Raw genomic sequence first — 23,894 nt, 5'->3', positions numbered from 1 at the left:
GAGGGCGCGTGCGCTGATCTGTGGAGAAGCCTCGCAGCTCACCACAAGGTGGTGCGTAGTTCCGCGTACGCCCCGGCATGTAGATCGTGTCCGCGCGCCGAGGAGCCAGAGGTCCGCACATACGCAAGAGGCGTTTCGGCCGCCTTGCGTCCCGCTCAGTAAGCGCGTGCCACGACGGCGACGTTACCGGGTGCGTCGTCGGCGTCCGGCACCGCCCCGTCCTCGGTGACCAGACACCGTACGGTCGCGGCGTGATCGGCGAGCTTGGACTCGCCCTCCTCGCCGAGCACGGCCCAGGGGATGCGCGCCCAGCCGCCGGCGGTGACCGCCTCGACGGCCTCCTCGAACGTGGAGACCTCGGTCGTACGGGACTCGCGGCGTTCGCGGGACTGCTTCAGCAGCAGCGCCTGGTCCTCCTCCAGGACCTTGGGCAGCAGCGACACCAGGGAGTCCAGGGACACCGGCTCCTTGCCGCCCGGGATGCGGCGCGCCAGCATCGCCGTGCCGTTCTCCAGGTCGCGCGGGCCGACCTCGATGCGCACCGGGACCCCCTTGAGCTCCCAGTCGACGGCGCGGCGGCCGAAGGGGATGTCGGTGCGGTCGTCGACCTGGACGCGGACACCGGCCGCCGTCAGCCGGTCGCCGAGTTCGCGGACCTTGGCCAGAACCGCGTCGTCGCCCTTGATCGCGAGCACCACGGCCTGGATCCGCGCGAGCCGCGGCGGGACGCGCAGGCCGTTGTCGTCGCCGTGCATCATCACCAGGGCACCGATCATGCGGGTGGTGGAGCCCCAGGAGGTCTGCCAGACCAGCTCCTGCCGGCCGTCCTTGGACAGGTACCGGGTGTTGAAGGCCTTCGCGAAGTTCTGGCCCAGTTCATGGCTGGTGGCCATCTGGAGGGCTTTGCCATCGCCCATCATGCCTTCGAGAGTGAGGGTGTTGACGGCGCCGGCGAACCGCTCCTTGACGGTCTTGCGGCCCGGGACCACGTCCATCGCGAGCACGTTCACCATGAAGTCCTCGTAGACCCGCCGGTGAATGCGGGCGGCGAAGTCGCGCGCCTCCTCGTACGTGGCGTGCGCGGTGTGGCCCTCCTGCCAGAGGAACTCGGAGGTGCGCAGGAAAAGGCGGGGCCGCAGTTCCCAGCGCACGACGTTCGCCCACTGGTTGATGAGCAGCGGCAGGTCGCGGTAGCTCTGCACCCACTTCGAGAAAGAGGCATTGATGATCATCTCGGAGGTGGGCCGGACCACGGCGGGCTCTTCGAGTTCCTTGCCGCCGCCGTGGGTGACGACGGCCAGTTCGGGCGCGAAGCCCTCGACGTGCTCCGCTTCCCGGGTCAGGTACGACTCGGGGATCAGCAGCGGGAAGTACGCGTTCTGGGTGCCCGTCTCCTTGATGCGGGCGTCCATCTCGGACTGCATCCGCTCCCACAGCCCGTATCCGTACGGTCGGATGACCATGGTGCCGCGCACCGGACCGTTGTCGGCGAGTTCCGCCTTGGTGATCAAGTCCTGGTACCAGCGCGGGAAATCGTCCGCCCGGGGGGTGAGAACGGGTGCCTTGGCCATGGCGAGATCGTACGGGCCCAAGTTGCCGGAATGTGAAATCTCGCCATAGGCACATGACAACTCACATGCCCGGGCGCATTCCACTGGACGACGGGTCGAGGGGGGAGTTTCCTGGCATACGGGGGTAGTGCGAGCGCACTGTCACGGGGGCCATGGAATCGGGCAAGAGGCAACTCTCGGCGGATTGGGGCGCTTACTTATGACACCTACGCTCGTGCGGCAGCACCTGCCTCACGCGGGGGCCGCACCCCGCGTGGACCTGCGTGCACGCGCGCGTGACTGGTCCGAGATCCAGGAGCGGATGCTCGTGCCGCTCTACGAGGCCGTCCACGAGCGACTGGACGTGGGTCCCGCCACGCGGCTGCTCGGCCTCGGCTGCGGTTCCGGGCTCGCCCTGCTGATGGCCGCCGCCCGGGGAGCGGCGATCACCGGTGTCGACTCCTCCCCCGAAAGAATGACCTTCGCGCGGGAGCGGCTGCGGCCCGAGGCATGGGGCACGCGCGCGCGTGCGGAGGCCCGGCTGGTCGAGGGCTCACCCCGGGACGCGGCGGTGCCGGGTGCTCCCGCTTACACCCTGGTGACCGCCTTCGAACCGATCGGGTGCCTGGCGGGCGACTCGGAGGGGATGAGCGGGCTGCTCGCGGAGGCGACGCCGCTCGCCGAGCGCGGTGCGGCCGTGGTGCTGGCCGGCTGGGGTCCGCCGGAGCGGTGCGCCACGACGTCCGTGCTGCGGGTGGCCACGAAGCTGGCCGAGCCGCTGCGCAGCACGGGCAGCTGGCGTCCCGCCCTCCGTGACGACCTGGAGGACGTCGCCCAGCGGGCCGGGCTCAAGCCGGACGGGTCCGGGCGGGTGGCGTGCCCCTTCGGCTACGCGGACGTGGACAGCGCGGTACGCGGGCTCAAGTCGACAGGGCTGTTCGACGCGGCGATGACCGCGACCGACCAGGCGCAGGTCGACAAGGAGCTGACCGAGGCGCTGCATCCGCACCAGCGGCAGGACGGGACCGTGTGGATGCCCAATGTGTTCCGGTATCTGATCGCCCGGGTTCCTTGAGTATCGAGCTTTGTCCGGTGCAGGTGTGAATGGCGTGAAGAAAGCACGGTGGGGTGCTTCTGGTGCCATCAAGTGGATCTTGACCGCTTAATCTGATCCACCGTTCGGGGGATCTACACATCTGCATACAGGAGCTGCTTTGCCGCACCACCAGACCGCGCTGCGTCTCGTCGCGCCCGTCGCCGTCCTCGCCCTGTCGCTCACCGCCTGCGGAGGCGGCGGCGACAACGCCGAAGCGAAGAGCCCGGCCACCGAGAAGGCCAAGGTCTTCCCGTCGCCGGAGCCGACGTCCGGCGGCGAGATGGATAGCGGCGAGAGCGCCACGGGCAAGGTCGACGAGGACCCGGGCAAGGTCACCTACGAGATCCTGGCGCAGAAGGTCGACGTGGGCACCGAGGCCGAGGCCGCCAAGGCCGTCTCGGAACCGGACAAGGTCAAGGGCAAGGTGCTGGTCACCGCGTACCTGAAGTACACGCACAAGAGCGGCCCCGCCCTCACCGACGGCTCCGACGTGCACGACAGCACCACGGTCTCCGCCGACGGGCAGCGCGGCAGCGTCCTCATCGGCGCGGCTGAGGACGCCCCGGGCTGCGAGGACCCGTACGACGTCGACAGCTGGAAGCAGGGCGAGAGCCACGTCTTCTGCGAGACCTACGTGATCCCGGCGAACGCCAAGAGCGTCGAGGTCAACTGGTCCGAGGAGGACGGCGAGCCGTTCGTCTGGAAGTTCCCCAGCGCCTGACCTGCCGACGAACGACCGAGGGCGCCCCCTTCCGTTCCGGAAGGGGGCGCCCTCGGTGTCGTGCGCTACGGGCCGTCAGCCCATGAACTTCTTGAACTCGTCGGGGAGCTCGAAGTCCTTGCCGCCCTGCTGCGGCAGCCCGAAGGCACCGCCGCCCTCGGCCGCGGCGGCCCGGCGGGCGGCCTCCTCCTGCTCCTGCTGCTTGCGCTTCATCGGGTTGCCGGAGCGCTGCTTGCCCTTGGCCTGCTTCTGCTTCTTCTTCGTCCGGCCGGGGCCGCCGCCCATGCCCGGCATGCCGGGCATCCCGGGCATCCCGCCGCCCTGAGCCATGCGGGACATCATCTTGCGGGCCTCGAAGAACCGCTCGACCAGGTTCTTCACCGCGCTGACGTCGACACCGGAGCCTCGCGCGATACGGGCGCGGCGCGAGCCGTTGATGATCGTCGGCTCCTGGCGCTCGGCCGGGGTCATCGACTTGATGATGGCGGCCGTGCGGTCGACGTCCCGCTCGTCCAGGTTCTGGATCTGGCCCTTCATCTGGCCCATGCCCGGGAGCATGCCGAGCAGCTTGGAGATGGAGCCCATCTTCCTGACCTGCTCCATCTGGGCCAGGAAGTCGTCCAGGGTGAAGTCCTGGCCCTTCTTGGACGCCAGCTTGGAGGCCATCTTCTCGGCCTCTTCCTGGCTGAACGTCTTCTCCGCCTGCTCGATCAGGGTGAGCAGGTCACCCATGTCGAGGATGCGGGAGGCCATCCGGTCAGGGTGGAAGGCGTCGAAGTCGTCGAGCTTCTCGCCGTTCGACGCGAACATGATCGGCTTGCCGGTGATCTGCCGGATCGACAGGGCCGCACCACCGCGGGCGTCGCCGTCGAGCTTGGAGAGCACCACACCGTCGAAGCCGACGCCGTCGCGGAAGGCCTCGGCGGTGTTGACCGCGTCCTGGCCGATCATCGCGTCGACGACGAACAGGATCTCGTCCGGGGAGACGGCGTCGCGGATGTCCGCGGCCTGCTGCATCATCTCCTGGTCGATGCCGAGGCGGCCGGCGGTGTCGACGATGACGATGTCATGGACCTTGGACTTCGCGTGCTCGATGGAGTCCTTGGCGACCTTGACCGGGTCACCGACGCCGTTGCCCGGCTCCGGGGCGTAGATGCCGACGCCCGCGCGCTGGGCGACGACGCTGAGCTGGTTCACGGCGTTCGGGCGCTGAAGGTCGCAGGCGACCAGCAGCGGCGAGTGGCCCTGCTCCTTCAGCCAGCGGCCGAGCTTGCCCGCGAGGGTGGTCTTACCGGCACCCTGCAGACCCGCCAGCATGATCACGGTGGGCGGCTGCTTGGCGAAGCGCAGGCGCCGGGTCTCGCCGCCGAGGATGGTGACGAGTTCCTCGTTGACGATCTTGAGGACCTGCTGGGCGGGGTTCAGCGCCTTGCTGACCTCGGCACCGAGGGCTCGCTCCTTGACGTTCTTGATGAACGCCCGGACGACCGGCAGCGCCACGTCCGCCTCGAGGAGGGCGATCCGGATGTCCCGGGCCGTGGCGTCGATGTCCGCTTCGCTGAGACGCCCCTTGCCGCGCAGGTTCTTGAAGGTCGCTGAGAGGCGATCGGAAAGAGTATCGAACACGGCGCTCGCGGTCCTCAGGGTTGGTGGCTACAGGGAATCGCCCTCCAGGGTATCCCGGCGTGACAAGTCGCCGGGTCGGCCTCACCCACGCAGTGTCTCCTCCAGCTTCCGCGCCACCGACACCGCCTCGTCCCCGGGCAGGGGCGCGCCCTCCGGGCCGGTCACATAGAAGGCGTCCACGGCGTTGGCGCCGAGCGTCGAGACATGCGCGCTGCGCACCCGTACGCTCGCGTCCTCCAGCGCGCGGCCGATGCGGAACAGCAGGCCGGGGGCGTCCTGGGAGCGCACCTCGATGACCGTGGCCAGCCGGGACGCGGCCGGGTGGACCGACACCCGGGGCGGCGGGGCGACCACGCCCCGGCGGCGCGGATAGGCCGCGTCCCGTTCGGCGAGGCGGCCGGCGATGTCCAGGGAGCCGTCCAGGGCCCGGACCAGGTCCGCGCGCAGCCGGGCGGCCTGCGGCAGGGAGCCGTACTCGGCGGCGACCCGCCAGTCCAGCAGCAGGACGGAGCCGTCGACGCCGTCCGGGAGGGTCAGGGAGCGGAGTTCAGCCGTGCGCACGGTCAGCCGGTGCATGGCGAGGACACCGGCCACGGCGGGCAGCACGCCCGGCTGGTCGGGGACGGCGATGAGAAGTTCCACACCCAGCGGCTCGGGGTCGCCGGACGGCTCCTGACCTGCGGGCGGCTCGGTCTGTGCCCGCAGGGCGAGGACCGGGCTGCCCGTCGCCGCCGCCTCCAGGGCGAGCCGCTCCTGCTCGGCGGTCGGCGCGCCCTCCTCCGGGTCGTCCGGGGCGTCCCCGGCGAGCACCGCCGAGACCCGCTTGACGAGGTCGGCGACGAGCGAGCCGCGCCAGGACGACCAGGCGGCCGGTCCGGTGGCCAGGGCGTCGGCCTCGGTGAGCGCGTGCAGCAGTTCCAGGGTGCCCTGGGAGCCGACGGCATCGGCGACGGAGCGCACGGTGGCCGGATCCTCCAGGTCACGCCGGGTGGCCGTCTCGACGAGGAGCAGGTGGTGCCGTACGAGGGTGGCGACGACCGTCACGTCGTGGCGGTCGAAGCCGATGCGGGCGGCCACGTCCTTGGCGATGATCTCGCCAGCCACGGAGTGGTCGCCGGGCCAGCCCTTCCCGATGTCGTGCAGCAGCGCGGCGACCAGCAGCAGGTCGGGGCGGCTGACCCGGCGGGTGAACTCGGAGGCCTGCACGGCGGTCTCGATGAGGTGCCGGTCGACGGTCCACAGGTGCACGGCGTTGCGCTGCGGGCGGCAGCGCACCCGCTCCCAGTCGGGCAGCAGCCGGGTGATCAGCCCCTCGGCCTCCAGCGCCTCCCAGACCTCGACGGTCGGGCGGCCGGAGCCGAGCAGGGTCACGAGCTGTTCGCGTGCCTCGGCGGGCCAGGGCGTGGGCACCGGGCGCGTCGCGGCGGCCATGCGCCGTACGGCGTGCAGGGAGAGCGGGAGTCCGGCCTGCGCGGCGGCAGCGGCGGCGCGCAGCGGCAGCACCGGGTCGCGCTCGGGGCGCGCGGCACGGGCGAGCACCACCTCGCCGTCCTGCTCCACCACGCCCTCGGCCAGCGGAGAGCGCTCGGCGGTCGGTTTCCCGCCGCCCAGCATGGCGCGCAGCCGGGGCCGCACGGCGCGCGACCGCAGCACGCGCCCCACCTCGCGCCAGGTGACATCGCTGGCGTACGAGACGAGCCGCGCCGCCTCGTACACCTGCCGCAGCAGTGTGTCGGCGTCGAGCAGCCCGAGCTCGGCGGCCACCTGGTCCTGCTCCTGGAGGGCGAGCCGGTCGGTGGCGCGGCCGGTGGCCAGGTGCAGGGCGTCCCGTACGTCGAGGAGCCGGCGCCGGGCGTCGGCGAGGCCCTCGCGCGGGGCGTCGGCGAGCCAGGAGGCGGCGACGGCGCGCAGGGCGGTGGCGTCGCGCAGCCCGCCCCGGGCCTCCTTCAGGTCGGGCTCCAGCAGGTACTGCAGCTCGCCCTGGCGCTCGGCGCGTTCGGCGCAGAGTTCCTGCAGTTCGGGGAGGCGTTTGGGCGCCTGGTTGCGCCAGTCGGCGAGCACGGCCGTGCGCAGTCCGGCGGTGAGGCCGAGGTCACCGGCGATGTGCCGGGCGTCCAGCAGGCCGAGCTGGACCTTGAGGTCCTCGCCGGCCGTCTTGCGGGCCTCGGCGGGCGTGCGGACGGAGTGGTCGAGGTCCAGACCCAGGTCCCAGACGGGGTACCAGAGCCGGTCGGCGAGGGCGGCGACCGCCTTGGTGTCGCCGCCGTCGTGCAGCAGGAGCAGGTCGAGGTCGCTGCGTGGCGAGAGCTCGCCGCGTCCGTAGCCGCCGACGGCGACCAGGGAGGCCCCGCGCAGTCCCTCCGCCCCCGCGGCGAACAGGCCGGTGAGCCACTCGTCCGTCAGTTCGGCCAGGGCCGCACGGCGCGGCGGCCCGGACCGCGTCTCCTCGGTGAGGAGACGCAGCCGGGCCGCCGCGTAGCCGCTGGGTCCCGAGTCCTCTGCTTCCTTCTGCACGTCCGTACCCGTCACCCGGCGACTCCTGTTCTGTTGCCTGCCTCAGCGAGGACCCTCAGAGCGCGTCAGGGCCGCGCTCGCCGGTCCGGACCCGTACGGCCGTCTCGACCGGGATGGACCAGACCTTGCCGTCACCGATCTTGCCGGTGCGGGCGGCCTTGACCACGACATCGACCAGCTGCTCGGCGTCGTCGTCCTCGACCAGGACCTCGATGCGGATCTTGGGGACCAGGTCGACGGTGTACTCGGCACCGCGGTAGACCTCGGTGTGGCCCCGCTGACGACCGTAGCCGCTGGCCTCGGTGACCGTCAGGCCGTGTACTCCGAAGGCCTGCAGGGCCTCCTTGATCTCGTCGAGCCGGTGCGGCTTCACGACGGCGGTGATGAGCTTCATGCGTCCACCTTCTTGCTCGCGGCTGCGGCGACCGGGGCCGTGACGGCCGTCTTGGCGGCACCGCCACCGGCGCCGCTGAAGTCGTATGCGGTCTCGGCGTGCTCGGCCTGGTCGATGCCGGCGACCTCCTCGTCCTCGGAGACCCGCATACCGATGGTCTTGTGGAGGACGAAGGCGAGGATCGCGGAGACGATCAGGGAGTAGGCGAGCACACCGCCGACACCGGCGAGCTGCTTCCACAGCTGGTCGAACTTGTGGTCGCCGTAGAACACGCCCGTCGCGTCGGACTGGCCCTTACCGCTGGCGAAGAAGCCGATCAGGATGGAGCCGGCGATACCGCCGACGAGGTGGACACCCACGACGTCGAGCGAGTCGTCGTAGCCGAACTTGTACTTCAGGCCCACGGCCATGGCGCACAGGACACCGGCGACGGCGCCGACGGCGATCGCACCCATCGGGGTGACCGAACCACCGGCCGGGGTGATGGCGACCAGACCCGCGACCGCGCCGGAGGCAGCGCCCAGCGTGGTGAACGCGCCGTGGCGGATCTTCTCGTAGGCGAGCCAGGCCAGCATGGCGGCGGCGGTGGCGACCTGCGTGTTGACGAACATCAGGGTGCCGACGCCGTCGTCGTTGCCGAGCCACGAGCCGGCGTTGAAGCCGAACCAGCCGAACCACAGCAGACCGGCGCCGAGCATGACCAGCGGGAGGCTGTGCGGGCGCATCGGGTCCTTCTTGAAGCCGACGCGCTTGCCGATGACGAGGATCACGCCGAGCGCCGCGGCACCCGCGTTGATGTGGACCGCCGTACCACCGGCGAAGTCGATCACGCCCATGTCGAAGGCCCAGCCGCCCTCGCCCCAGACCCAGTGGGCGACGGGGAAGTAGACGATCGTGGCCCACAGCGCGATGAACAGCGCCCAGGCGGAGAACTTCACGCGGTCCGCGAGAGCACCGCTGATCAGGGCGGGCGTGATGATCGCGAACATCAGCTGGAAGACCATGAAGGCCAGGAGCGGGATGTTGTACGTGCCCCACAGCTCGCCCTTGTCGACCCCGGTGAGGCCGACCCAGTCCGAGTTCCAGCCGATGAGGCTGCCGGAGTCGGTGCCGAACGCCATGGAGAAGCCGTACAGCACCCACAGGATGGTGACGATCCCGAGGCTGATGAAGCTCATCATCAGCATGTTCAGGGTGCTCTTGACGCGGACCATGCCTCCGTAGAAGAAGGCCAGACCGGGGGTCATGAGCATCACCAGGGCGGAACAGATGAGCATGAACCCTGTGTTGGCGGCAGACAGCTTGGGCGCCTCTGCGGCAAGGGTGATGGCTGGTGCCATCGGCGTCTCCTCGTCGTTGGTACGGCCCCGTGCGGGCGAAGCCTCGAGCGGATTGAGGGGCGGGCCGGTTATGCGCCACGAGATTGGCGCAGCGCGGTTTCGGTGGAAGCCCCTCGTTGTTTCGCCGCCGTGACGAAGGCGCGTGCTGTGTTACGCGTCGATGAACTGCCGGATCGCGGGCGCGCCGATCGTTATCTTGGCGCAACCTTCGGCTCCCGCGGCCGTGGGAACGGAAGGCCGGCCGCGGCCGGCCTTCCGATGACCTGGCATGGGGGAGCCGAGTCGGGCAGTTCGGGAGGGCCGGCCGCGGCCGGGGTTCAGGGGGTTCGGAGGGTGGCGGTCAGACCGCCTCCGCGGCCTCGGGCAGCTCGGCGGCGAGCCGCTCGGTGAGATCGACGACCTCGCCGAGGTCGCCGAAGTCCCGCGCGGCCGTGTCGACCGTCTTTCGGATACGAGTGTTGACCCGCTCGGAGCGGACCTTCTTGGCCACGTGCATGGCCTGGGTGGCGAAGACCGTGCTCTGTTCGGCCTCGCGCCGGAGGAGGTGCACGGTGGCCATGCCGATCAGGTTGAGCGCGTACGACCGCTGGTGCTCGCCGTCCTCGGCGAACAGCCGCACGGCCCGCTCCATCAAGGGCTCGGCCAGTGAGGCGTAGGTCGGGCTGCGGCCGGCGACATAGGCCAGGTCGCGGTAAGAGTGGGAGTTCTCGCCGTACAGCTCGGCCTCGGAGAAGAAGCGGATCCAGTCGGGGTCCGGCTCGTCCCAGTCGCCGGCGTCGGCGAAGGTGTCCTCGGCCATCCGGACCGCCCGCTTGCACTTGCCGGGCTGTCCCATGTTGGCGTAGGCGCGGGCCTCCATCGCATACAGCATCGACTGGGTGCGCGGGCTCGCGCAGTCCCGGCTGCCGTACTGCGCGAGGTGGATCAGCTCCAGAGCGTCGTCGGGCCGCCCGAGGTGAATCATCTGCCGGCTCATGCTGGACAGCACGTAGGAGCCGAGGGGCCGGTCACCGGCCTCCTTCGCGGCGTGCAGCGCGAGGACGAAGTACTTCTGCGCGGTCGGCTGCAGCCCGATGTCGTACGACATCCAGCCGGCCAGCTCGGCGAGTTCGGCGGCGACCTTGAACAGCCGCCGGGTGGTGGCCTCGGGCTGGGGCTCCTGGAGCAGGTCCGTCACCTCGTGCAGCTGGCCGACGACCGCCTTGCGGCGCAGACCGCCGCCGCACTGGGCGTCCCACTGCCGGAACATCACGGTCGTGGACTCCAGGAGGTCCAGCTCCGGCTTGGAGAGCCGGCCCCGGGCGCGCCCTGCCGAGCCGGGCTCGGGCTCCGACCGCTGGGCCGGGGGCGAGGGGACGAGCCAGCGCTGCATGGGCTCGATGAGGGCCGGGCCCGCAGACAGGACCAGCGAGCTCCCGAGGAAGCCGCGCCGCGCCAGCATCAGGTCGCTGCGCGAGAACTCGCTGAGCAGGGCCACGGTCTGCGGGCCCGTCCAGGGAAGGTCGACACCGGTCGCGGAAGGTGACTGGCGCGCGGCGCGCAGCCCCAGGTCCTCGACGGAGACGACCACACCGAAACGCTCCGAGAACAGCTCGGACAGGATCCTGGGAATCGGCTCGCGGGGGTTCTCGCCGTCGAGCCAGCGGCGCACGCGCGAGGTGTCCGTGGAGATGTGGTTGGCGCCCAGCTGGCGTGCCCGGCGGTTGACCTGGCGGGCGAGCTCGCCCTTGGACCAGCCGCTGCGGACGAACCAGGAGGTGAGCAGCTCGTTCGGGCGCTTGTCAGCGTGCGTCGCGCCCGCAGCGTTCGTTCCGCTTCCGCCGTTGCCGCTCACTGGAACGCCCCCATCCCTGAGACCACTTGTCGCCGTGTGCGCCAAGCCCTATCAGCATGCCGGTTCGTACGGCCGTCCGTCCGGCCCTTGTCACCCATCGAACGGAAGAGCGACTTACCTCCGGCATACCCACGAGTGCATATGCCCCCAGGACTCGTGCACACAAAGTAATCCTACGATCACCCGTCCAGCCACGGCTCACACGGAAACGCCACCATTCGCCACCCCTTCGAATGAACTCACGTACGGCTCCTCGCGATTCACTTGACACAGCACAACCAGGAGCGGGTGCAGCGATGCACTGAGGGGCGCGTGTCGTCGAGCACGCAACCCTGGGCACTTCCGGGCGCCGAGTGAACGGGACGACGCCCGGGAAGGCGGAAACAGAGAGTCACGCAGAGCGACCACTGCGTAACCACCGGTGCGTCGGACCCGTTGGAGGGGGCATGGTCTTCACGATCGGCATCAGCCGGGGCATGCGCGACATCCGGTCCGGTTCGCGCCGCCGCGGCCGCACGTCGGACGGCACCGCCGTGGCCGAGTACACCGGGCTGTGGGGCTGGGACGTGGTGCCGGGCGCACGGGCCTCCGCGGGCGCCTGTTCCTGCGGCCGCCGCGACTGCCCGGCGCCGGGTGCGCATCCGCTGGACTTCGCGCCGGTGATCCCCGCCGGGGCGACGCTGGACGACGTGACCGACTCCTGGGGCGAGTTCCCCGGGGCCTCGGTGATGCTGCCGGTCGGCAGGGCGTTCGACGTCATCGAGGTGGCCGAACCCGCCGGCTGCCGTGCGCTGGCCCGGCTGGAGCGCATGGGTCTGCCCGTCGGCCCGGTCGCGGCGACCCCGGACGGCCGCGCCCACTTCTTCGTCGCCCCCGGCGCCGCCGCCGATCTGTCCGGCCTTCTCTACCGCATGGGCTGGGACGACCCGGCCTCCCTCGATCTGCGGGGCCTGGGTCCCGGCACGCACATCACGGCGCCGCCCTCCGACCGCGGCGGTCTCGGCCCGGTGCGCTGGCTGCGCTCCCCCGCCCTGGACTCGGCGTCCAGGGCACCGGAGGCCCGCCTGGTGCTGGGCACGCTGGCGTATGTGGCGCATCGGTCACGGGCCTAGCCACAACACAGGAGTACACAGCGAAGCGCCCGACCCGACGGTGTCTCGGGTCGGGCGCTTCGCTGTGTCCACCCGGTTCTCCGGAGGTGCTCCACTCGGCTGGTCCGGAGCTCACTCCCCGATAAGGGCGTCAACGAACGCCTCCGGCTCGAACGGAGCCAGGTCGTCCGCGCCCTCGCCGAGCCCGACGAGCTTGACCGGAACGCCCAGCTCGCGCTGGACCGCGACCACGATGCCGCCCTTGGCCGTGCCGTCCAGCTTGGTGAGCACGATGCCGGTGATGTCGACGACCTCGGCGAACACCCGGGCCTGGACCAGGCCGTTCTGACCGGTGGTGGCGTCGAGCACGAGCAGTACCTCGTCCACCGGGGCGTGCTTCTCCACGACCCGCTTGACCTTGCCGAGCTCGTCCATGAGGCCGGTCTTGGTGTGGAGGCGGCCGGCGGTGTCGATGAGCACGACGTTCGCGCCCGTCTCCTTGCCCTCCTTGACCGCGTCGAAGGCGACGGAGGCCGGGTCGCCCGCCTCCGGTCCGCGCACGGTGTGGGCGCCGACGCGCTCGCCCCAGGTCTGGAGCTGGTCGGCGGCGGCGGCCCGGAAGGTGTCGGCGGCGCCCAGGACCACGCTCTGGCCGTCCGCGACCAGGACGCGGGCGAGCTTGCCGGTGGTGGTGGTCTTGCCGGTGCCGTTGACCCCGACGACCATCACGATGCCCGGCTTGCGGTCCTCCGGCTCGGTCTTGACCACACGGTCCATGTCGCGGCCGACCAGTGTGAGCAGTTCCTCGCGCAGCAGGGTGCGCAGCTCGACGGGGGTGCGGGTGCCGAGCACCTTGACGCGCTCACGCAGCCGCTCGACCAGTTCCTGGGTGGGCTGCACGCCGACGTCGGCGGTGAGCAGCGTGTCCTCGATCTCCTCCCAGGTGTCCTCGTCGAGGTGCTCGCGCGACAGCAGCGTGAGCAGCCCCTGGCCGAGGGCGTTCTGCGAGCGGGAGAGACGGGCCCGCAGCCGGACCAGGCGACCCGCGGTGGGCTCCGGGATCTCGATCTCGGGAGCCTCGGCGGGCGGCTCCTCGACGGCGACGGGAGCCGAGCCGTCCGGGAGATCCACCTCCTCTATGGTTCGCCGCGGTTCCTCCCGCGGCGTCTCGGCCTCGTCGCCGACGTGCGGCTCGGCCGGTGGGGCGGTGATGTCGGGCGCTGCGGGCGGGGGCGGCGGCGGCTGCTTCTTGCGCCGGCTGCCGACGATGAGCCCGCCGAGCGCGACGAACACGACCACGGCGATGACTACAGCAAGGATGACGATTTCCATAACAAGCCCAGTATGGCGTGACCACCCGCCCGGCTGTTCGTTGTCCACGCGGGGCCGCGAAAGCCCCACCGGGCTGGTTCCAACCCGGCTGGTGTTGATCGCAGTCAGACTCGGCCGCTCGCCGAGCGACCGAGCGGCGTGAGCCAGGAATCCCCCTCCAGGGGAGGGTTCAAAACGCGTCCAGTATCAGCTCGGACACGCGGGGTGTGCTGAGCAGCGCCCCCAGGGTGTGTCACGACCCATGCGGTGTGTCGTAACACACCCTTATCGTTTCCGGGAAAGCACCTATAGCAACCTGACGACACGTCAGCTACTGTCTCCCGACCCAACGCCGGTGGAGGGAGACGTCCCCATGCCCGTCTCGGTCGCACGTTTCAACCTCGTCGCTCCGGGGGCCTCCCCCGCCGAGCTCGGCGCCCGGTACCGGGCGGCCCTGGAGATGGCCTCGTACGCCGACGACCGAGGCGTCACCACCGTGCAGACGGAGGAGCACCACGGCGCCGGCAACAACTGGCTGCCGTCGCCGTTCGCCTTCGCGGGGGCCGTCTTCGGCGCGACCCGGCGTGTCGCGGTCACCGTCTCGGCGATCATCGGCCCGCTGCACGACCCGCTGCGGCTGGCCGAGGAGATCGCCGTACTGGACCTGCTGAGCGGCGGCCGGCTGGTGACGGTCGCCGGGATCGGGTACCGGCCCGAGGAGTACGACCTGTTCGGCGTGGACTTCGCCCGGCGCGGCCGGCTCCAGGACGAGCTGCTGGAGACGTTGCTGAAGGCGTGGACGGGCGAGCCCTTCGCCTACCGGGGCCGCACGGTCCGCATCACCCCGCGCCCGTACACCGACCCGCATCCGCTGCTCCTGGTCGGCGGTTCCTCCCAGGCCGCCGCCCGCCGGGCCGCCCGGCTCGGCCTGCCCTTCTTCCCCAGCGCGCACCTGCCGGAGCTGGAGGCGTACTACAAGGACCGGCTCGCCGAGTACCGCACCGAGGGCTGGGTCATGATGCCCGCCGCCGAGACGCCGCTGCTGCACCTGGCCGAGGACCCGGACCGGGCCTGGGCGGAGTACGGCGAGCACTTCCTGCACGAGGCGCGGACGTACGCCGCCTGGCAGTCGAGCGGGGTGCGCTCCGCGGTGAAGTCGGCCGCGACGACCGTCGGGGAACTGCGCGCCGAGGGCGTGTACCGCATCCTCACGCCCGAGGCGTGCGCGGATCTGGGCCTGGACTCCTATGTACTGCATCCGCTGGCGGGCGGGATGCCGGTGGAGGAGGGGTGGCGGAGCCTGCAGCTGTTCTGCGAGCGGGTCCTGCCGAGGCTGACCGCGTGAGACGACAGACCGCCGCCCCGGCTCGGGCAGTGGCCGAACCGGGGCGGCGGCGGGTTACGGGGAGAGGGGCAGCGGGGACTTTGGCCCTTCTCCCCGAGTGCGGGGGCGGGCTCAGCCCATCTCCTCCAGGGCCTTGCCCTTCGTTTCGCTGACGAACTTCAGGATGAACGGGATGGAGAGCGCGGCGAAGGCCGTGTAGATCACGTACGTCACGGAGAGGTTCCACTCGGCCAGCGACGGGAAGCTCGCGGTGATGGCCCAGTTGGCGATCCACTGCGCGGCGGCGGCCACGCCCAGGGCGGCGGCGCGGATCCGGTTGGGGAACATCTCACCGAGCATGACCCAGACGACCACACCCCAGGACAGGGCGAAGAAGAGGACGAAGACGTGCGCGGCGATCAGGGCGATCCAGCCCTGCGCGGCCGGCAGCGTGCCGTCGACCAGGGGGTGGGAGAACGCCCAGGCCTCCAGTGCCAGGCCGACGACCATGCCGACCGAGCCGATGATCGCGAGGGGCTTGCGGCCGATGCGGTCGACGAAGATCATCGCGATGACGGTGCCGACGATGTTGATGATCGACGTGGTGAAGGAGTAGAAGAACGAGTCCGCCGGGTCGACGCCGACCGACTGCCACAGCGTCGAGGAGTAGTAGAACGCGACGTTGATGCCGACGAACTGCTGGAAGACCGACAGGCCGATACCGATCCAGACGATCGGCTTGAAGAAGAAGCTCCCGCCGAGCAGGTCCTTGAAGCTGGACTTGTGCTCGCTGGTCATGGCGTGCTCGATCTCGGCGACGCGGGCGTCCAGGTCGATGTCCTTGCCCTCGACCTGGGTGAGGATCTCGCGGGCGCGCTCGTGCTTGCCGACGGAGATCAGGAAGCGCGGGGACTCGGGGATCGCGAAGGAGAGCAGGCCGTACAGGACGGCCGGGACGACCATGACGCCGAGCATGACCTGCCAGGCCTCCAGGCCCATCAGCTTGCCGCGCTGGTCGCCGTCGGCGGCGTTCAGCAGAGCCCAGTTGACCAGCTGCGACACGGCGATGCCGATGACGATGGCGGCCTGCTGGAAGGAGCCGAGCCGACCGCGGTAGGCGGGCGGGGCGACCTCGGCGATGTAGGCCGGGCCGATCACGGAGGCCATGCCGATGGCGAAGCCGCCGACGACGCGCCAGAAGGCGAGGTCCCACAGGGCGAAGGGCAGCGCGGAGCCGACGGCGCTGACCGTGAAGAGGACCGCGGCGATCTGCATGCACCGGATGCGGCCGATGCGGTCGGCTATCCGGCCGGCGGTCGCGGCGCCGATGGCGCAGCCGATGAGGGCGACGGCGATGACCTGGGCGAGGGCTGCGGAGCCGATGTCGTAGCGGCCGCGGATGGCCTCGACGGCGCCGTTGATCACGGAACTGTCGTAGCCGAAGAGGAAACCGCCCATCGCGGCCGCCGCCGCGATGAAGATGACGTGCCCGAGATGTTCGGGGTGAGCCGTCCTGGCTCCGGACTTGGGTGCCTGCGCTGTGCTGGTCACGTGAACTCCTCAGGCCACCGGCAACGCTGCCGGAGGGGATCAGCCCTTCGAGGTGCCACCTGAAGGTACCTGAAGGTAAAAGGAACGTTGCCGAGACTATGCCTTCAAGTTTCGAAGTCAATAGGTCAGGAGACGTGAATCTGCGTTAGGGGTGTGGGGGTCATGTGTTCAAGAATTGAAGTCATCGAGCGTCGCAGGTGAGGCAGGTGTATACAGCATCCACCTAGCGCAGGCGCTGGCTGATGACCTTCGACACACCGTCGCCCTGCATGGAGACGCCGTACAGCGCGTCGGCGACCTCCATCGTGCGCTTCTGATGGGTGATCACGATCAGCTGCGAGGCCTCCTGCAGCTCCTGCATGATCCGGATGAGCCGCTGCAGATTGGTGTCGTCGAGGGCGGCCTCGACCTCGTCCATGACGTAGAACGGACTGGGCCGCGCCTTGAAGATCGACACGAGCAGCGCCACGGCGGTCAGCGACCGCTCCCCGCCCGAGAGCAGCGACAGCCGCTTGACCTTCTTGCCCGGCGGCCGGGCCTCGACGTCCACGCCCGTGGTGAGCATGTTGTCGGGGTCGGTCAGGATCAGCCGCCCGTCCCCACCGGGGAACAGCCGGCTGAAGACGCCCTCGAACTCCCGGGCCGTGTCCCGGTAGGCCTCGGTGAAGACCTGCTCGACGCGCTCGTCGACCTCCTTCACCACCTGGAGGAGGTCCGCCCGCGTCTTCTTCAGGTCCTCGAGCTGCTCGCTGAGGAACTGGTGGCGTTCCTCAAGTGCCGCGAACTCCTCCAGGGCGAGCGGGTTCACCTTGCCGAGTTGCTGGTAGGCGCGCTCGGCCGACTTCAGCCGCTTCTCCTGCTCGGAACGGACGAACGGCCTCGGCCGGTTGCGCGGGTGCTCCGGGTCCTCCGGCAGCTCCTCGCCCTCGGCGGGGGGCGAGGGCGGCACGAGCTGGTGCGGTCCGTACTCCGCCACCAGTCCGGCCGGTTCGACACCCAGCTCCTCCAGCGCCTTCGTCTCCAGCTGCTCGATCCGCAGCCGCTTCTCGGCGCCGAGTACCTCGCCTCGGTGGACCGAATCCGTCAACTTGTCGAGTTCGGCCTTGAGATCGCGACCCTCGGTGCGGGCGCGGGCGAGTTCCTGCTCGCGGCGGGCCTTGGCGGCCTCGGCGGCGACGCGCTCCTCGTCGGCGCGGGCCAGGGAGACCTCGACGTGCGCGAGCAGCTGCCGTGCGCCCGAGCCGACGGCCTCGGCGACGGCCGCCTCGTGCCGCAGGCGGGCCCGCCGCTGCTCCGCACGCGCGCGTGCCTCGCGTTCCGCGCGGGCGGCCCGGTCCAGCGAGTCGGCCCGTCCGGCCAGGCCCTTGACCCGTTCCTCGTGCGTACGGGCCTGAAGGCGGGCCTCCATCTCGGTCTGGCGGGCGTTGGCACCGTCGGCGGCGAGCCGGTCCCGTACGGAGGTGTCGGGCTCCTCCTCGATCGGCATCTCCTCCGCGACGGCGAGCCGCTCGGCGAGCTCCTCGACCTCGGCGAGGGCCTTGTCGAGGGCCTCCTGCGCGCGGGCGGCGGCGGCCGTGGACCGCTCGGCCTCCCCCGCCGCGCCCCGGGCCTGCCCTGCGAGCCGGCCGAGCTGCTGGGCGACGGACGACTTCTCCCGGTCTGCGGCCCGGCGCCGCTCCCCCACGTCCTCGACGAGCGCGGCGCACTCCTTGCGCCGTTCGACGGCCTCGTGCTGGACCTCGGTCAGCTCCTCGCAGCGGACGGCCAGCTCTTCCAGCTCTGCGGCGGCCTCGTCGACGGAGGCCTGTACTTCCAGGAGGCTGGGGGCGCCTGCCGATCCGCCGTGGGCGATGTGGGCGCCGAGGAGGTCGCCCTCGGCGGTGACGGCGGTGAGGTCGGGGTGGGTGTAGACGAGGTCCTCGGCGTCTTCGAGGGTGTCGACCACGACCATTCCTCGCAGGAGGCGGCGTACGGCGGGCATCAGCTCGGCGGGGCCGCGGACCAGGTCGGCAGCGAGATCTCGGCTTGCGTCTGCGGGTACGTCGTGGTTGTTCGCGCAGTTCCCCGCGCCCCCGAGGACGGGAGCTCCTGCCAGGAGCAGAGTCGCTCTGCCTCCGTCCTGTTTGCGCAGGAGTCTGATGGCGTCGGCCGCCGAGGCCGGGGTCGTGACGGCGATGGCGTCCGCAGCCGCTCCGAAGGCCGCTGCCAGGGCGACTTCGTAGCCGGGGGTCACCGTCAGGAGTTCCGCCGCCGGGCCGAGCAGGCCGGAGAGGCGGTCCTTCGCCGCGAGCAGTATTCCGGTGCCGTCCTTGCGGCGCAGGCCCAGGGCCAGGGCCTCGTGGCGGGCCTGGGTCGCGGCGCGCTTCCGTTCGGCCGCCGTGGCGGCCTCGCGGGCTGCCGTGAGGGCGGACTCGGCGTCGGCGAGCCGCTGCTTGGCGGCCTCGTGCTGTTCGGCGAGTTGGGCGTCGCCCGCGTCGAGGCCGTCGACCTCGGCCTTGAGCGCCTCGTATTCCTCCTGGGCGGCGACTGCTCGCTCTTGGGCCTCGTCGCGGGCGGCGGCCAGGCGTTCGATCTCGGCCTGGGCGGAGGCCGCGCGCGAGCGGGCCGCGTTGACCTGGCCGTTCAGCCGAGCCAGGCCCTCGCGCCGGTCGGCGATGGCGCGGGCGACGTCCTTCAGGCGCCGCTCCTCCTCGATGAGTGCGCGCTCCAGCTCGGCGCGGTGGGCGACCGTGTCCTCCAGGGCCCGTTCGGCCGCCTCCAGGGCCGCTTCCAGCTCGGCCTCCTGCTCACGGATGCGGGCGGCCTCGCGCTCCATGTCCTCGGGGTCGCGGCCGCGTCGCTCCTCGGGGGGCGCGGAGGTGGCGCTCTTCACGCGGGCGTCGGCCAGCGAGATCGTGCCGCGCACCCGCTCGGCGAGCTGGGAGAGCTCGTACCAGGTCTGCTGGGCGCGCTGGAGGCGCGGCGTGAGCTGCCGTACCTCGTCCTCCAGGAGTGCCTCGCGCTGGAGCGCCTTCTTCAGCTGCTGCTCGGCGGCTTCCTTGCGCTCCTTCAGCGCGGCCTCGTCGGCGACCTCGGCGTTGAGGGCTTCCTTCAGTCGTACGAGGTCGTCGGCCAGCAGCCGCAGGCGGGCGTCGCGCAGGTCGGCCTGGATGACGGCGGCCCGGCGGGCGACGGCGGCCTGGCGGCCGAGGGGCTTGAGCTGGCGGCGCAGCTCGTCGGTGAGGTCCTGGACGCGCGCGAGGTTGGCCTGCATCGCGTCCAGCTTGCGCAGCGCCTTCTCCTTGCGCTTGCGGTGCTTGAGGACGCCGGCGGCCTCCTCGATGAAGGCGCGACGGCCCATGGGGTCGGCGTGCAGTACACCGTCGAGCTGGCCCTGCCCGACGATCACGTGCATCTCGCGGCCGATGCCGGAGTCGGAGAGGAGCTCCTGGATGTCGAGGAGGCGGCAGGTGTCGCCGTTGATCTGGTACTCGCTGCCGCCGTTGCGGAACATGATCCGCGTGATGGTGACCTCGGCGTACTCGATGGGCAGGGCCCCGTCGGAGTTGTCGATGGTCAGCGACACCTCGACGCGGCCCAGTGGGGGGCGGCCGGTGGTGCCGGCGAAGATGACGTCCTCCATCTTGCCGCCACGCAGCGACTTGGCGCCCTGCTCGCCCATGACCCAGCTGAGCGCGTCCACGACGTTGGACTTGCCCGAGCCGTTCGGTCCTACGACGCACGTGATCCCCGGCTCGAACCGGAGGGTGGTGGCCGAGGCGAACGACTTGAACCCGCGGAGGGTCAGGGCCTTGAGGTGCACGCCGCCGGACTCTACCGCCCGGGTTCGTCTCACTCCATGAACCCACGGTTTCGCCGCTGAACGCGCAGGGCACACCACACGTTAAAGACGGTGAAAGGATGCGGGGGAAAGAAAGAAGGGACGCCGACGGCGTCCCTTGCACTTCTGACAACTCAGCGGTTATGACGGGCGGCCCAACCACTGCTGTGCTGTTGTGGAGCGGTGCAGTGATCAGGTGAGCGCAGGCTCCGCCTGGTGTGCGTCAACGCTCTCCATGATCCTGTCGTGAGAAGCGGCAGCCGTCAGCGCCTCGTTCTCGGCCTGGATCCGTCCGAGCTCGGATTCCAGGTCCTGGACGCGCTGCTGGAGCCGTCGCATCTCGGCGAGGAGTCGAGGGTCGGAGCCGCCGACGTAACCGAGAAGCGCCTTTGCCATGATGGATGGTCCTCCACAATACGTGACCGACCGATGCGGTGTGGGTCGTGAGGGATTCGCACCCGCGATGCTTGGCAGGGCCTGGAGTTGTACCGCCGTTCAGCCATGCCAAACAGCTAAGGTGCGCGGGGCTTTCAGCGTCTCACCAAAAAGTTTGACGGTCAACACGATCACGCCCCGTATTGGGGGCCGACCGGGCGCGCGCGGCCGGATACGGCGGCACAGCGGCTTCTGCGGGGCCCTCGGGGCGTGGCGATCATCCTTGCGTGCCGAGCTTGCCAAGGCAAGCGATTCTTGGCAATCACCAGCCGGTTTCCGTCCGGGGCGGCCTTCCACGGCCTGCCGTCGGGCGGCCCTGCGGGCGGTCCGGCGGTGCGGGATCAGCGGATGGCGAAGCCGTCGTAGCCGCCGCGAGGTGTGTCCCAGATCTCGGTGACGCCGTCCACACGGCCGGGCGTGTCGTCGCCCTCGAGCCACTCCAGCAAGCCTTCACAGCCTTCTCGCGCGCCCTCCGCGACCACTTGGACCCGGCCGTCGCCCAAATTGAGAGCAAAACCACTCAGGCCGCCGATCTCCAGCGCCTTGGCCCGCGTGAACCAGCGGAAACCCACACCTTGGACGCGTCCCCGCACCCAGGCGACCAGTCGCACATCCTCGCTCATGACTGCAACCTAACCGCCCAAACTCCCTCGGGCGCACTTCCTTCACTTGCGCCATGCGGTACCGTCCCCACCCAACGAATCTCATATGAAACTCACACCATCGAGTGAGTTTGGTGTTGATCTCGAGGACGAGTCGACCGCCAGGACGAGGAAGGCCAGAACATGGGACGCCACCGTCGCTCCGACGCCGGCCGCGCCGCCACGGGCAGCGCCACGGGGATCACGCAGGCCGACGGCACCGCGGAGGGCCACGATCCGCTGCGCGGCACGGATGACGGCCCGACCATGGGCATCGCGCCCTATCTGAACCCGGAGGCCTACGCCGACACCTACGCCCGGAGCGAGGCCTACCTGTTCGAGACGGAGGCCACCGCGGCGGGTGACGGGTATGTGCCCATCCCCCGCCAGCGGACCGCCGAGACGGCCGTCTTCGCGAGCGACGGCTTCACCCCCGAGGGCGGCTCCCCGCGGGCGGGCTCGCACCGCCGCCGGAAGAAGGCCGCACGGCCGATGCGCACGGGCCTGCTCGGCGTGTCCGCGGCGGTCGCCATCGGTACGGTCGCGCTGGCCACCGGCGCGGTTCCCGGCCTCGAGAACTACAAGCTCGGCGGAGACGGTGGCGCCGACAAGGTGCAGGCCGCCGACACGCCGACCAACACCCCGAGCGGGCAGGGCGGCACCTCCGGCAGCACCGACAGCCGCGGGGGCACGCCCACGAGCCGGGACGCCGAGCGCTCCCTGTCGCCGTCGCCGTCCGCCTCGAAGTCGTCGGCCGCGCCGACGAAGACGCCCGAGAAGCCGGAGAAGACGCAGGAGAAGACGCCGGAGCAGAAGAAGCCGGCGGCGACCCCCAGCAAGAAGCCGGAGAACACGCCCTCCCGCACGGCCACGCAGGCGCCCGAGAAGCCCAGCGCCCCCGCCGCCCTCTCCGAGGAGTCGGCCGCCGCGGCCCAGGTGCTCAAGCTGGTGAACGAGGAGCGGGCCAAGGTGGGCTGCAGCGCGCTCGCCGCGAACAGCGCGCTGACCGAGCTGGCGCAGAACTACAGCGAGGACATGCGTGCCCGAGGCTTCTTCGACCACACCGACCCCGACGGCAAGACGCCGTGGGACCGGGCCGAGGCCGCCGGGATAGCCAACCTCGGCGGGGAGAACATAGCGCGCGGCCAGGCGGACGCCGCGGCCGTGATGGACGCCTGGATGAACAGTCCCGGCCACCGCGCCAACATCCTGAACTGCGACTTCAAGACGCTGGGCGTCGGTGTCGAGATGGGGTCGGGCGGCCCGTGGTGGACCCAGAACTTCGGCTACTAGACCCTCAGGCCGCACTAACCAGGAGTTAGCGCAACCTGTTGGCCAGCGCTGTGCTGGCGTATTCTTGGAGGATGACCACCACCCAGGAGCTCACGGAGGGGCTGGGCGACCTCCCGTACAGCGTGTTCGCCAAGGCCTGCCCTTCACGTGGCACGCTGGAGCACGCCACGGGCCGCTGGGGCGGGCTCGCGCTGGGCGCTCTGTACGAGGGCTCGCTGCGCTTCAACGAGCTGCGCCGCCGGGTCGACGGTGTGAGCGAGAAGATGCTGTCCCAGACACTGCACGCGCTGGAGCGCGACGGCCTGGTCCACCGCGAGGCCCAGCCGACCAACCCGCCCCGGGTGGACTACGAACTGACGCCGCTGGGACGCGGGGTGGCCGAGCGGCTGCTCGCCCTGATCCACTTCGTGGAGGGCAGCATGGACGACGTGCTGGCCGCGCGCGAGCGGTACGACTCCGCTAGGGCGTGATCCGCGGCGGCCGCTGGCACTTCGGGCAGTAGTAGCTCGACCGGTTCATCCAGGGGCGTCGGCGCATCGGTGTGCCGCAGCGCCGGCACGGCAGGCCCTCCCGGCCGTACGCGTCGAGGGACCGGTCGAAGTAGCCAGACTCGCCGTTGACGTTGACGTAGAGGCTGTCGAAGCTGGTGCCGCCCACCGCGAGGGCGGAGTTCATCACGTCCCTGACATGACCCAGGAGCAGCAGTGTGCGCGGGCGCGTGAAGGTCGCGGTCGGGCGTTCGTAGTGGATACGGGCGCGCCACAAAGCCTCGTCCGCGTAGATGTTGCCGACGCCGCTGATCAGCGACTGGTCGAGCAGGGCCCGTTTGATCGTGGACCGTTTGCGGCGTAGCGCCTGGTGGAAGGCTTCGTCGTCGAAGAGTTCGTCGAGCGGGTCGCGGGCGATGTGCGCGATGACGTCGGGCAGGCCGTCGGGGGTGTTGTCGTGCAGCGACAGACCGCCGAAGGTGCGCTGGTCGACGAAGCGGAGTTCGGTGTCCAGGGCGTCCGTGAAGCGGGCGCGGATACGCAGGTGCTTCTCGTCGGGAGCCGTGTGCGGCTGCACCAGCAGCTGGCCGCTCATGCCGAGGTGGGCCAGGATCGACTGGTCCGTGTCCTCCAGGGGCAGCCACAGGTACTTGCCCCGGCGGCTGGGCGTGCCGATGCGATGGCCTTTCAGGCGGTCCGCGAAGTCGCCGCCGCCCGCGAGGTGGCGGCGGACCGCGCGCGGGTGCAGTACCTCGACCTCGGCGACGGTCCGGTGGGCGACCCACCGCTCCAGGCCGCGCCGGACGACCTCGACCTCGGGCAACTCGGGCATGGGCTCCCCCGCTGTACGAGCCGAGCGCCCGCC

Annotated in this window: 18 protein-coding genes; 6 read left to right on the top strand and 12 right to left on the bottom strand. The window is 70.8% G+C overall.

The genetic code is table 11. From position 1 onward, the window contains the following. Window positions 1-155: 155 nt before the first annotated feature. Window positions 156-1,571 carry a proline--tRNA ligase gene (gene proS, locus ACFZBT_RS14425; RefSeq protein ID WP_391102700.1) on the bottom strand — a complete coding sequence of 472 codons (1,416 nt, stop codon included), beginning with the start codon at window positions 1,569-1,571 and terminating at the stop codon, window positions 156-158. A 199-nt stretch (window positions 1,572-1,770) separates the two neighbouring features. Here proS and ACFZBT_RS14420 point away from each other — a divergent pair, with 199 nt between their 5' ends. Beyond that, window positions 1,771-2,625: a methyltransferase domain-containing protein gene (locus tag ACFZBT_RS14420; protein WP_391102698.1), complete on the top strand. Its 855-nt coding sequence runs from the start codon at window positions 1,771-1,773 to the stop codon at window positions 2,623-2,625. Window positions 2,626-2,764: 139 nt separating this feature from the next. Next, window positions 2,765-3,367, top strand: a complete 603-nt coding sequence (locus tag ACFZBT_RS14415; protein ID WP_391102695.1) for a hypothetical protein — start codon at window positions 2,765-2,767, stop codon at window positions 3,365-3,367. Between the two features lie 75 nt (window positions 3,368-3,442). Here the strand turns inward: ACFZBT_RS14415 and ffh are convergent, their stop codons facing one another. From ffh to ACFZBT_RS14390, 5 genes are all read right to left on the bottom strand, one after another. Then, window positions 3,443-4,993, bottom strand: a complete 1,551-nt coding sequence (gene ffh, locus ACFZBT_RS14410; RefSeq protein WP_391102693.1) for a signal recognition particle protein — start codon at window positions 4,991-4,993, stop codon at window positions 3,443-3,445. A gap of 81 nt (window positions 4,994-5,074) precedes the next feature. Next, complete coding sequence (locus ACFZBT_RS14405) at window positions 5,075-7,522, bottom strand: [protein-PII] uridylyltransferase (protein WP_391102691.1); 2,448 nt, start codon at window positions 7,520-7,522, stop codon at window positions 5,075-5,077. A gap of 40 nt (window positions 7,523-7,562) precedes the next feature. After that, a complete protein-coding gene (locus tag ACFZBT_RS14400) occupies window positions 7,563-7,901 on the bottom strand; it encodes a P-II family nitrogen regulator (protein WP_384706960.1) in 339 nt (112 codons plus the stop codon). After that, window positions 7,898-9,241 carry an ammonium transporter gene (locus tag ACFZBT_RS14395; RefSeq protein ID WP_391102687.1) on the bottom strand — a complete coding sequence of 448 codons (1,344 nt, stop codon included), beginning with the start codon at window positions 9,239-9,241 and terminating at the stop codon, window positions 7,898-7,900. The genes ACFZBT_RS14400 and ACFZBT_RS14395 overlap by 4 nt, the downstream gene beginning before the upstream one ends. A gap of 340 nt (window positions 9,242-9,581) precedes the next feature. Continuing rightward, entirely contained in the window at window positions 9,582-11,075 is a 1,494-nt protein-coding gene (locus tag ACFZBT_RS14390; protein ID WP_391102685.1) for a hypothetical protein, read from the bottom strand. 446 nt (window positions 11,076-11,521) lie between these two features. Between ACFZBT_RS14390 and ACFZBT_RS14385 the strand changes: the two genes are divergently transcribed. Then, window positions 11,522-12,187, top strand: coding sequence for a bifunctional DNA primase/polymerase (locus ACFZBT_RS14385; protein WP_391102684.1), 666 nt, complete (start codon window positions 11,522-11,524; stop codon window positions 12,185-12,187). 111 nt (window positions 12,188-12,298) lie between these two features. Here ACFZBT_RS14385 and ftsY read toward each other — a convergent pair whose 3' ends face one another. Further along, window positions 12,299-13,498, bottom strand: a complete 1,200-nt coding sequence (gene ftsY / locus ACFZBT_RS14380; protein ID WP_391102682.1) for a signal recognition particle-docking protein FtsY — start codon at window positions 13,496-13,498, stop codon at window positions 12,299-12,301. A gap of 352 nt (window positions 13,499-13,850) precedes the next feature. On the opposite strand from ftsY, the gene ACFZBT_RS14375 reads away from it, so the two are divergent. Beyond that, entirely contained in the window at window positions 13,851-14,822 is a 972-nt protein-coding gene (locus ACFZBT_RS14375) for an LLM class flavin-dependent oxidoreductase (RefSeq protein ID WP_391102680.1), read from the top strand. A 111-nt stretch (window positions 14,823-14,933) separates the two neighbouring features. Here ACFZBT_RS14375 and ACFZBT_RS14370 read toward each other — a convergent pair whose 3' ends face one another. The 4 genes from ACFZBT_RS14370 to ACFZBT_RS14355 form a co-directional block, all read right to left on the bottom strand. Continuing rightward, entirely contained in the window at window positions 14,934-16,352 is a 1,419-nt protein-coding gene (locus tag ACFZBT_RS14370; RefSeq protein WP_391102678.1) for a sugar porter family MFS transporter, read from the bottom strand. A 223-nt stretch (window positions 16,353-16,575) separates the two neighbouring features. Then, window positions 16,576-20,154, bottom strand: coding sequence for a chromosome segregation protein SMC (gene smc / locus ACFZBT_RS14365; RefSeq protein WP_391102676.1), 3,579 nt, complete (start codon window positions 20,152-20,154; stop codon window positions 16,576-16,578). A gap of 210 nt (window positions 20,155-20,364) precedes the next feature. After that, complete coding sequence (locus ACFZBT_RS14360) at window positions 20,365-20,568, bottom strand: hypothetical protein (protein WP_030852030.1); 204 nt, start codon at window positions 20,566-20,568, stop codon at window positions 20,365-20,367. Window positions 20,569-20,948: 380 nt separating this feature from the next. Further along, on the bottom strand, window positions 20,949-21,230 hold the full coding sequence (locus tag ACFZBT_RS14355) for an acylphosphatase (RefSeq protein WP_189727968.1): 282 nt from the start codon (window positions 21,228-21,230) through the stop codon (window positions 20,949-20,951). A 162-nt stretch (window positions 21,231-21,392) separates the two neighbouring features. Here ACFZBT_RS14355 and ACFZBT_RS14350 point away from each other — a divergent pair, with 162 nt between their 5' ends. After that, a complete protein-coding gene (locus ACFZBT_RS14350) occupies window positions 21,393-22,541 on the top strand; it encodes a CAP domain-containing protein (RefSeq protein WP_391102672.1) in 1,149 nt (382 codons plus the stop codon). A 71-nt stretch (window positions 22,542-22,612) separates the two neighbouring features. Continuing rightward, window positions 22,613-23,011 (top strand): winged helix-turn-helix transcriptional regulator, encoded by a 399-nt coding sequence (locus ACFZBT_RS14345; RefSeq protein WP_391102669.1) that lies wholly within the window; start codon window positions 22,613-22,615, stop codon window positions 23,009-23,011. Here ACFZBT_RS14345 and mutM read toward each other — a convergent pair. Continuing rightward, window positions 23,001-23,861 (bottom strand): bifunctional DNA-formamidopyrimidine glycosylase/DNA-(apurinic or apyrimidinic site) lyase, encoded by an 861-nt coding sequence (mutM, locus tag ACFZBT_RS14340; RefSeq protein ID WP_391102667.1) that lies wholly within the window; start codon window positions 23,859-23,861, stop codon window positions 23,001-23,003. The two genes, ACFZBT_RS14345 and mutM, sit on opposite strands and share 11 nt — an antisense overlap. Window positions 23,862-23,894 lie beyond the last annotated feature (33 nt).

Origin of the sequence: Streptomyces sp. NPDC008137 (genome assembly GCF_042957035.1) — a bacterium.
Taxonomy (GTDB): domain Bacteria; phylum Actinomycetota; class Actinomycetes; order Streptomycetales; family Streptomycetaceae; genus Streptomyces.
The sequence above is the reverse complement of the archived record's forward strand: the minus strand, read 5'-3'. Positions and strand labels throughout refer to the sequence as shown.

What these genes read in the sequence shown, in the direction of transcription:
- proS (WP_391102700.1), bottom strand. Translation starts at nt 1,571, where the DNA reads ATGGCCAAGGCACCCGTTCTCACCCCCCGGGCGGACGATTTCCCGCGC.
- ACFZBT_RS14420 (WP_391102698.1), top strand. Translation starts at nt 1,771, where the DNA reads ATGACACCTACGCTCGTGCGGCAGCACCTGCCTCACGCGGGGGCCGCA.
- ACFZBT_RS14400 (WP_384706960.1), bottom strand. Translation starts at nt 7,901, where the DNA reads ATGAAGCTCATCACCGCCGTCGTGAAGCCGCACCGGCTCGACGAGATC.
- ACFZBT_RS14395 (WP_391102687.1), bottom strand. Translation starts at nt 9,241, where the DNA reads ATGGCACCAGCCATCACCCTTGCCGCAGAGGCGCCCAAGCTGTCTGCC.
- ACFZBT_RS14385 (WP_391102684.1), top strand. Translation starts at nt 11,522, where the DNA reads ATGGTCTTCACGATCGGCATCAGCCGGGGCATGCGCGACATCCGGTCC.
- ftsY (WP_391102682.1), bottom strand. Translation starts at nt 13,498, where the DNA reads ATGGAAATCGTCATCCTTGCTGTAGTCATCGCCGTGGTCGTGTTCGTC.
- ACFZBT_RS14375 (WP_391102680.1), top strand. Translation starts at nt 13,851, where the DNA reads ATGCCCGTCTCGGTCGCACGTTTCAACCTCGTCGCTCCGGGGGCCTCC.
- ACFZBT_RS14360 (WP_030852030.1), bottom strand. Translation starts at nt 20,568, where the DNA reads ATGGCAAAGGCGCTTCTCGGTTACGTCGGCGGCTCCGACCCTCGACTC.
- ACFZBT_RS14355 (WP_189727968.1), bottom strand. Translation starts at nt 21,230, where the DNA reads ATGAGCGAGGATGTGCGACTGGTCGCCTGGGTGCGGGGACGCGTCCAA.
- ACFZBT_RS14350 (WP_391102672.1), top strand. Translation starts at nt 21,393, where the DNA reads ATGGGACGCCACCGTCGCTCCGACGCCGGCCGCGCCGCCACGGGCAGC.
- ACFZBT_RS14345 (WP_391102669.1), top strand. Translation starts at nt 22,613, where the DNA reads ATGACCACCACCCAGGAGCTCACGGAGGGGCTGGGCGACCTCCCGTAC.
- mutM (WP_391102667.1), bottom strand. Translation starts at nt 23,861, where the DNA reads ATGCCCGAGTTGCCCGAGGTCGAGGTCGTCCGGCGCGGCCTGGAGCGG.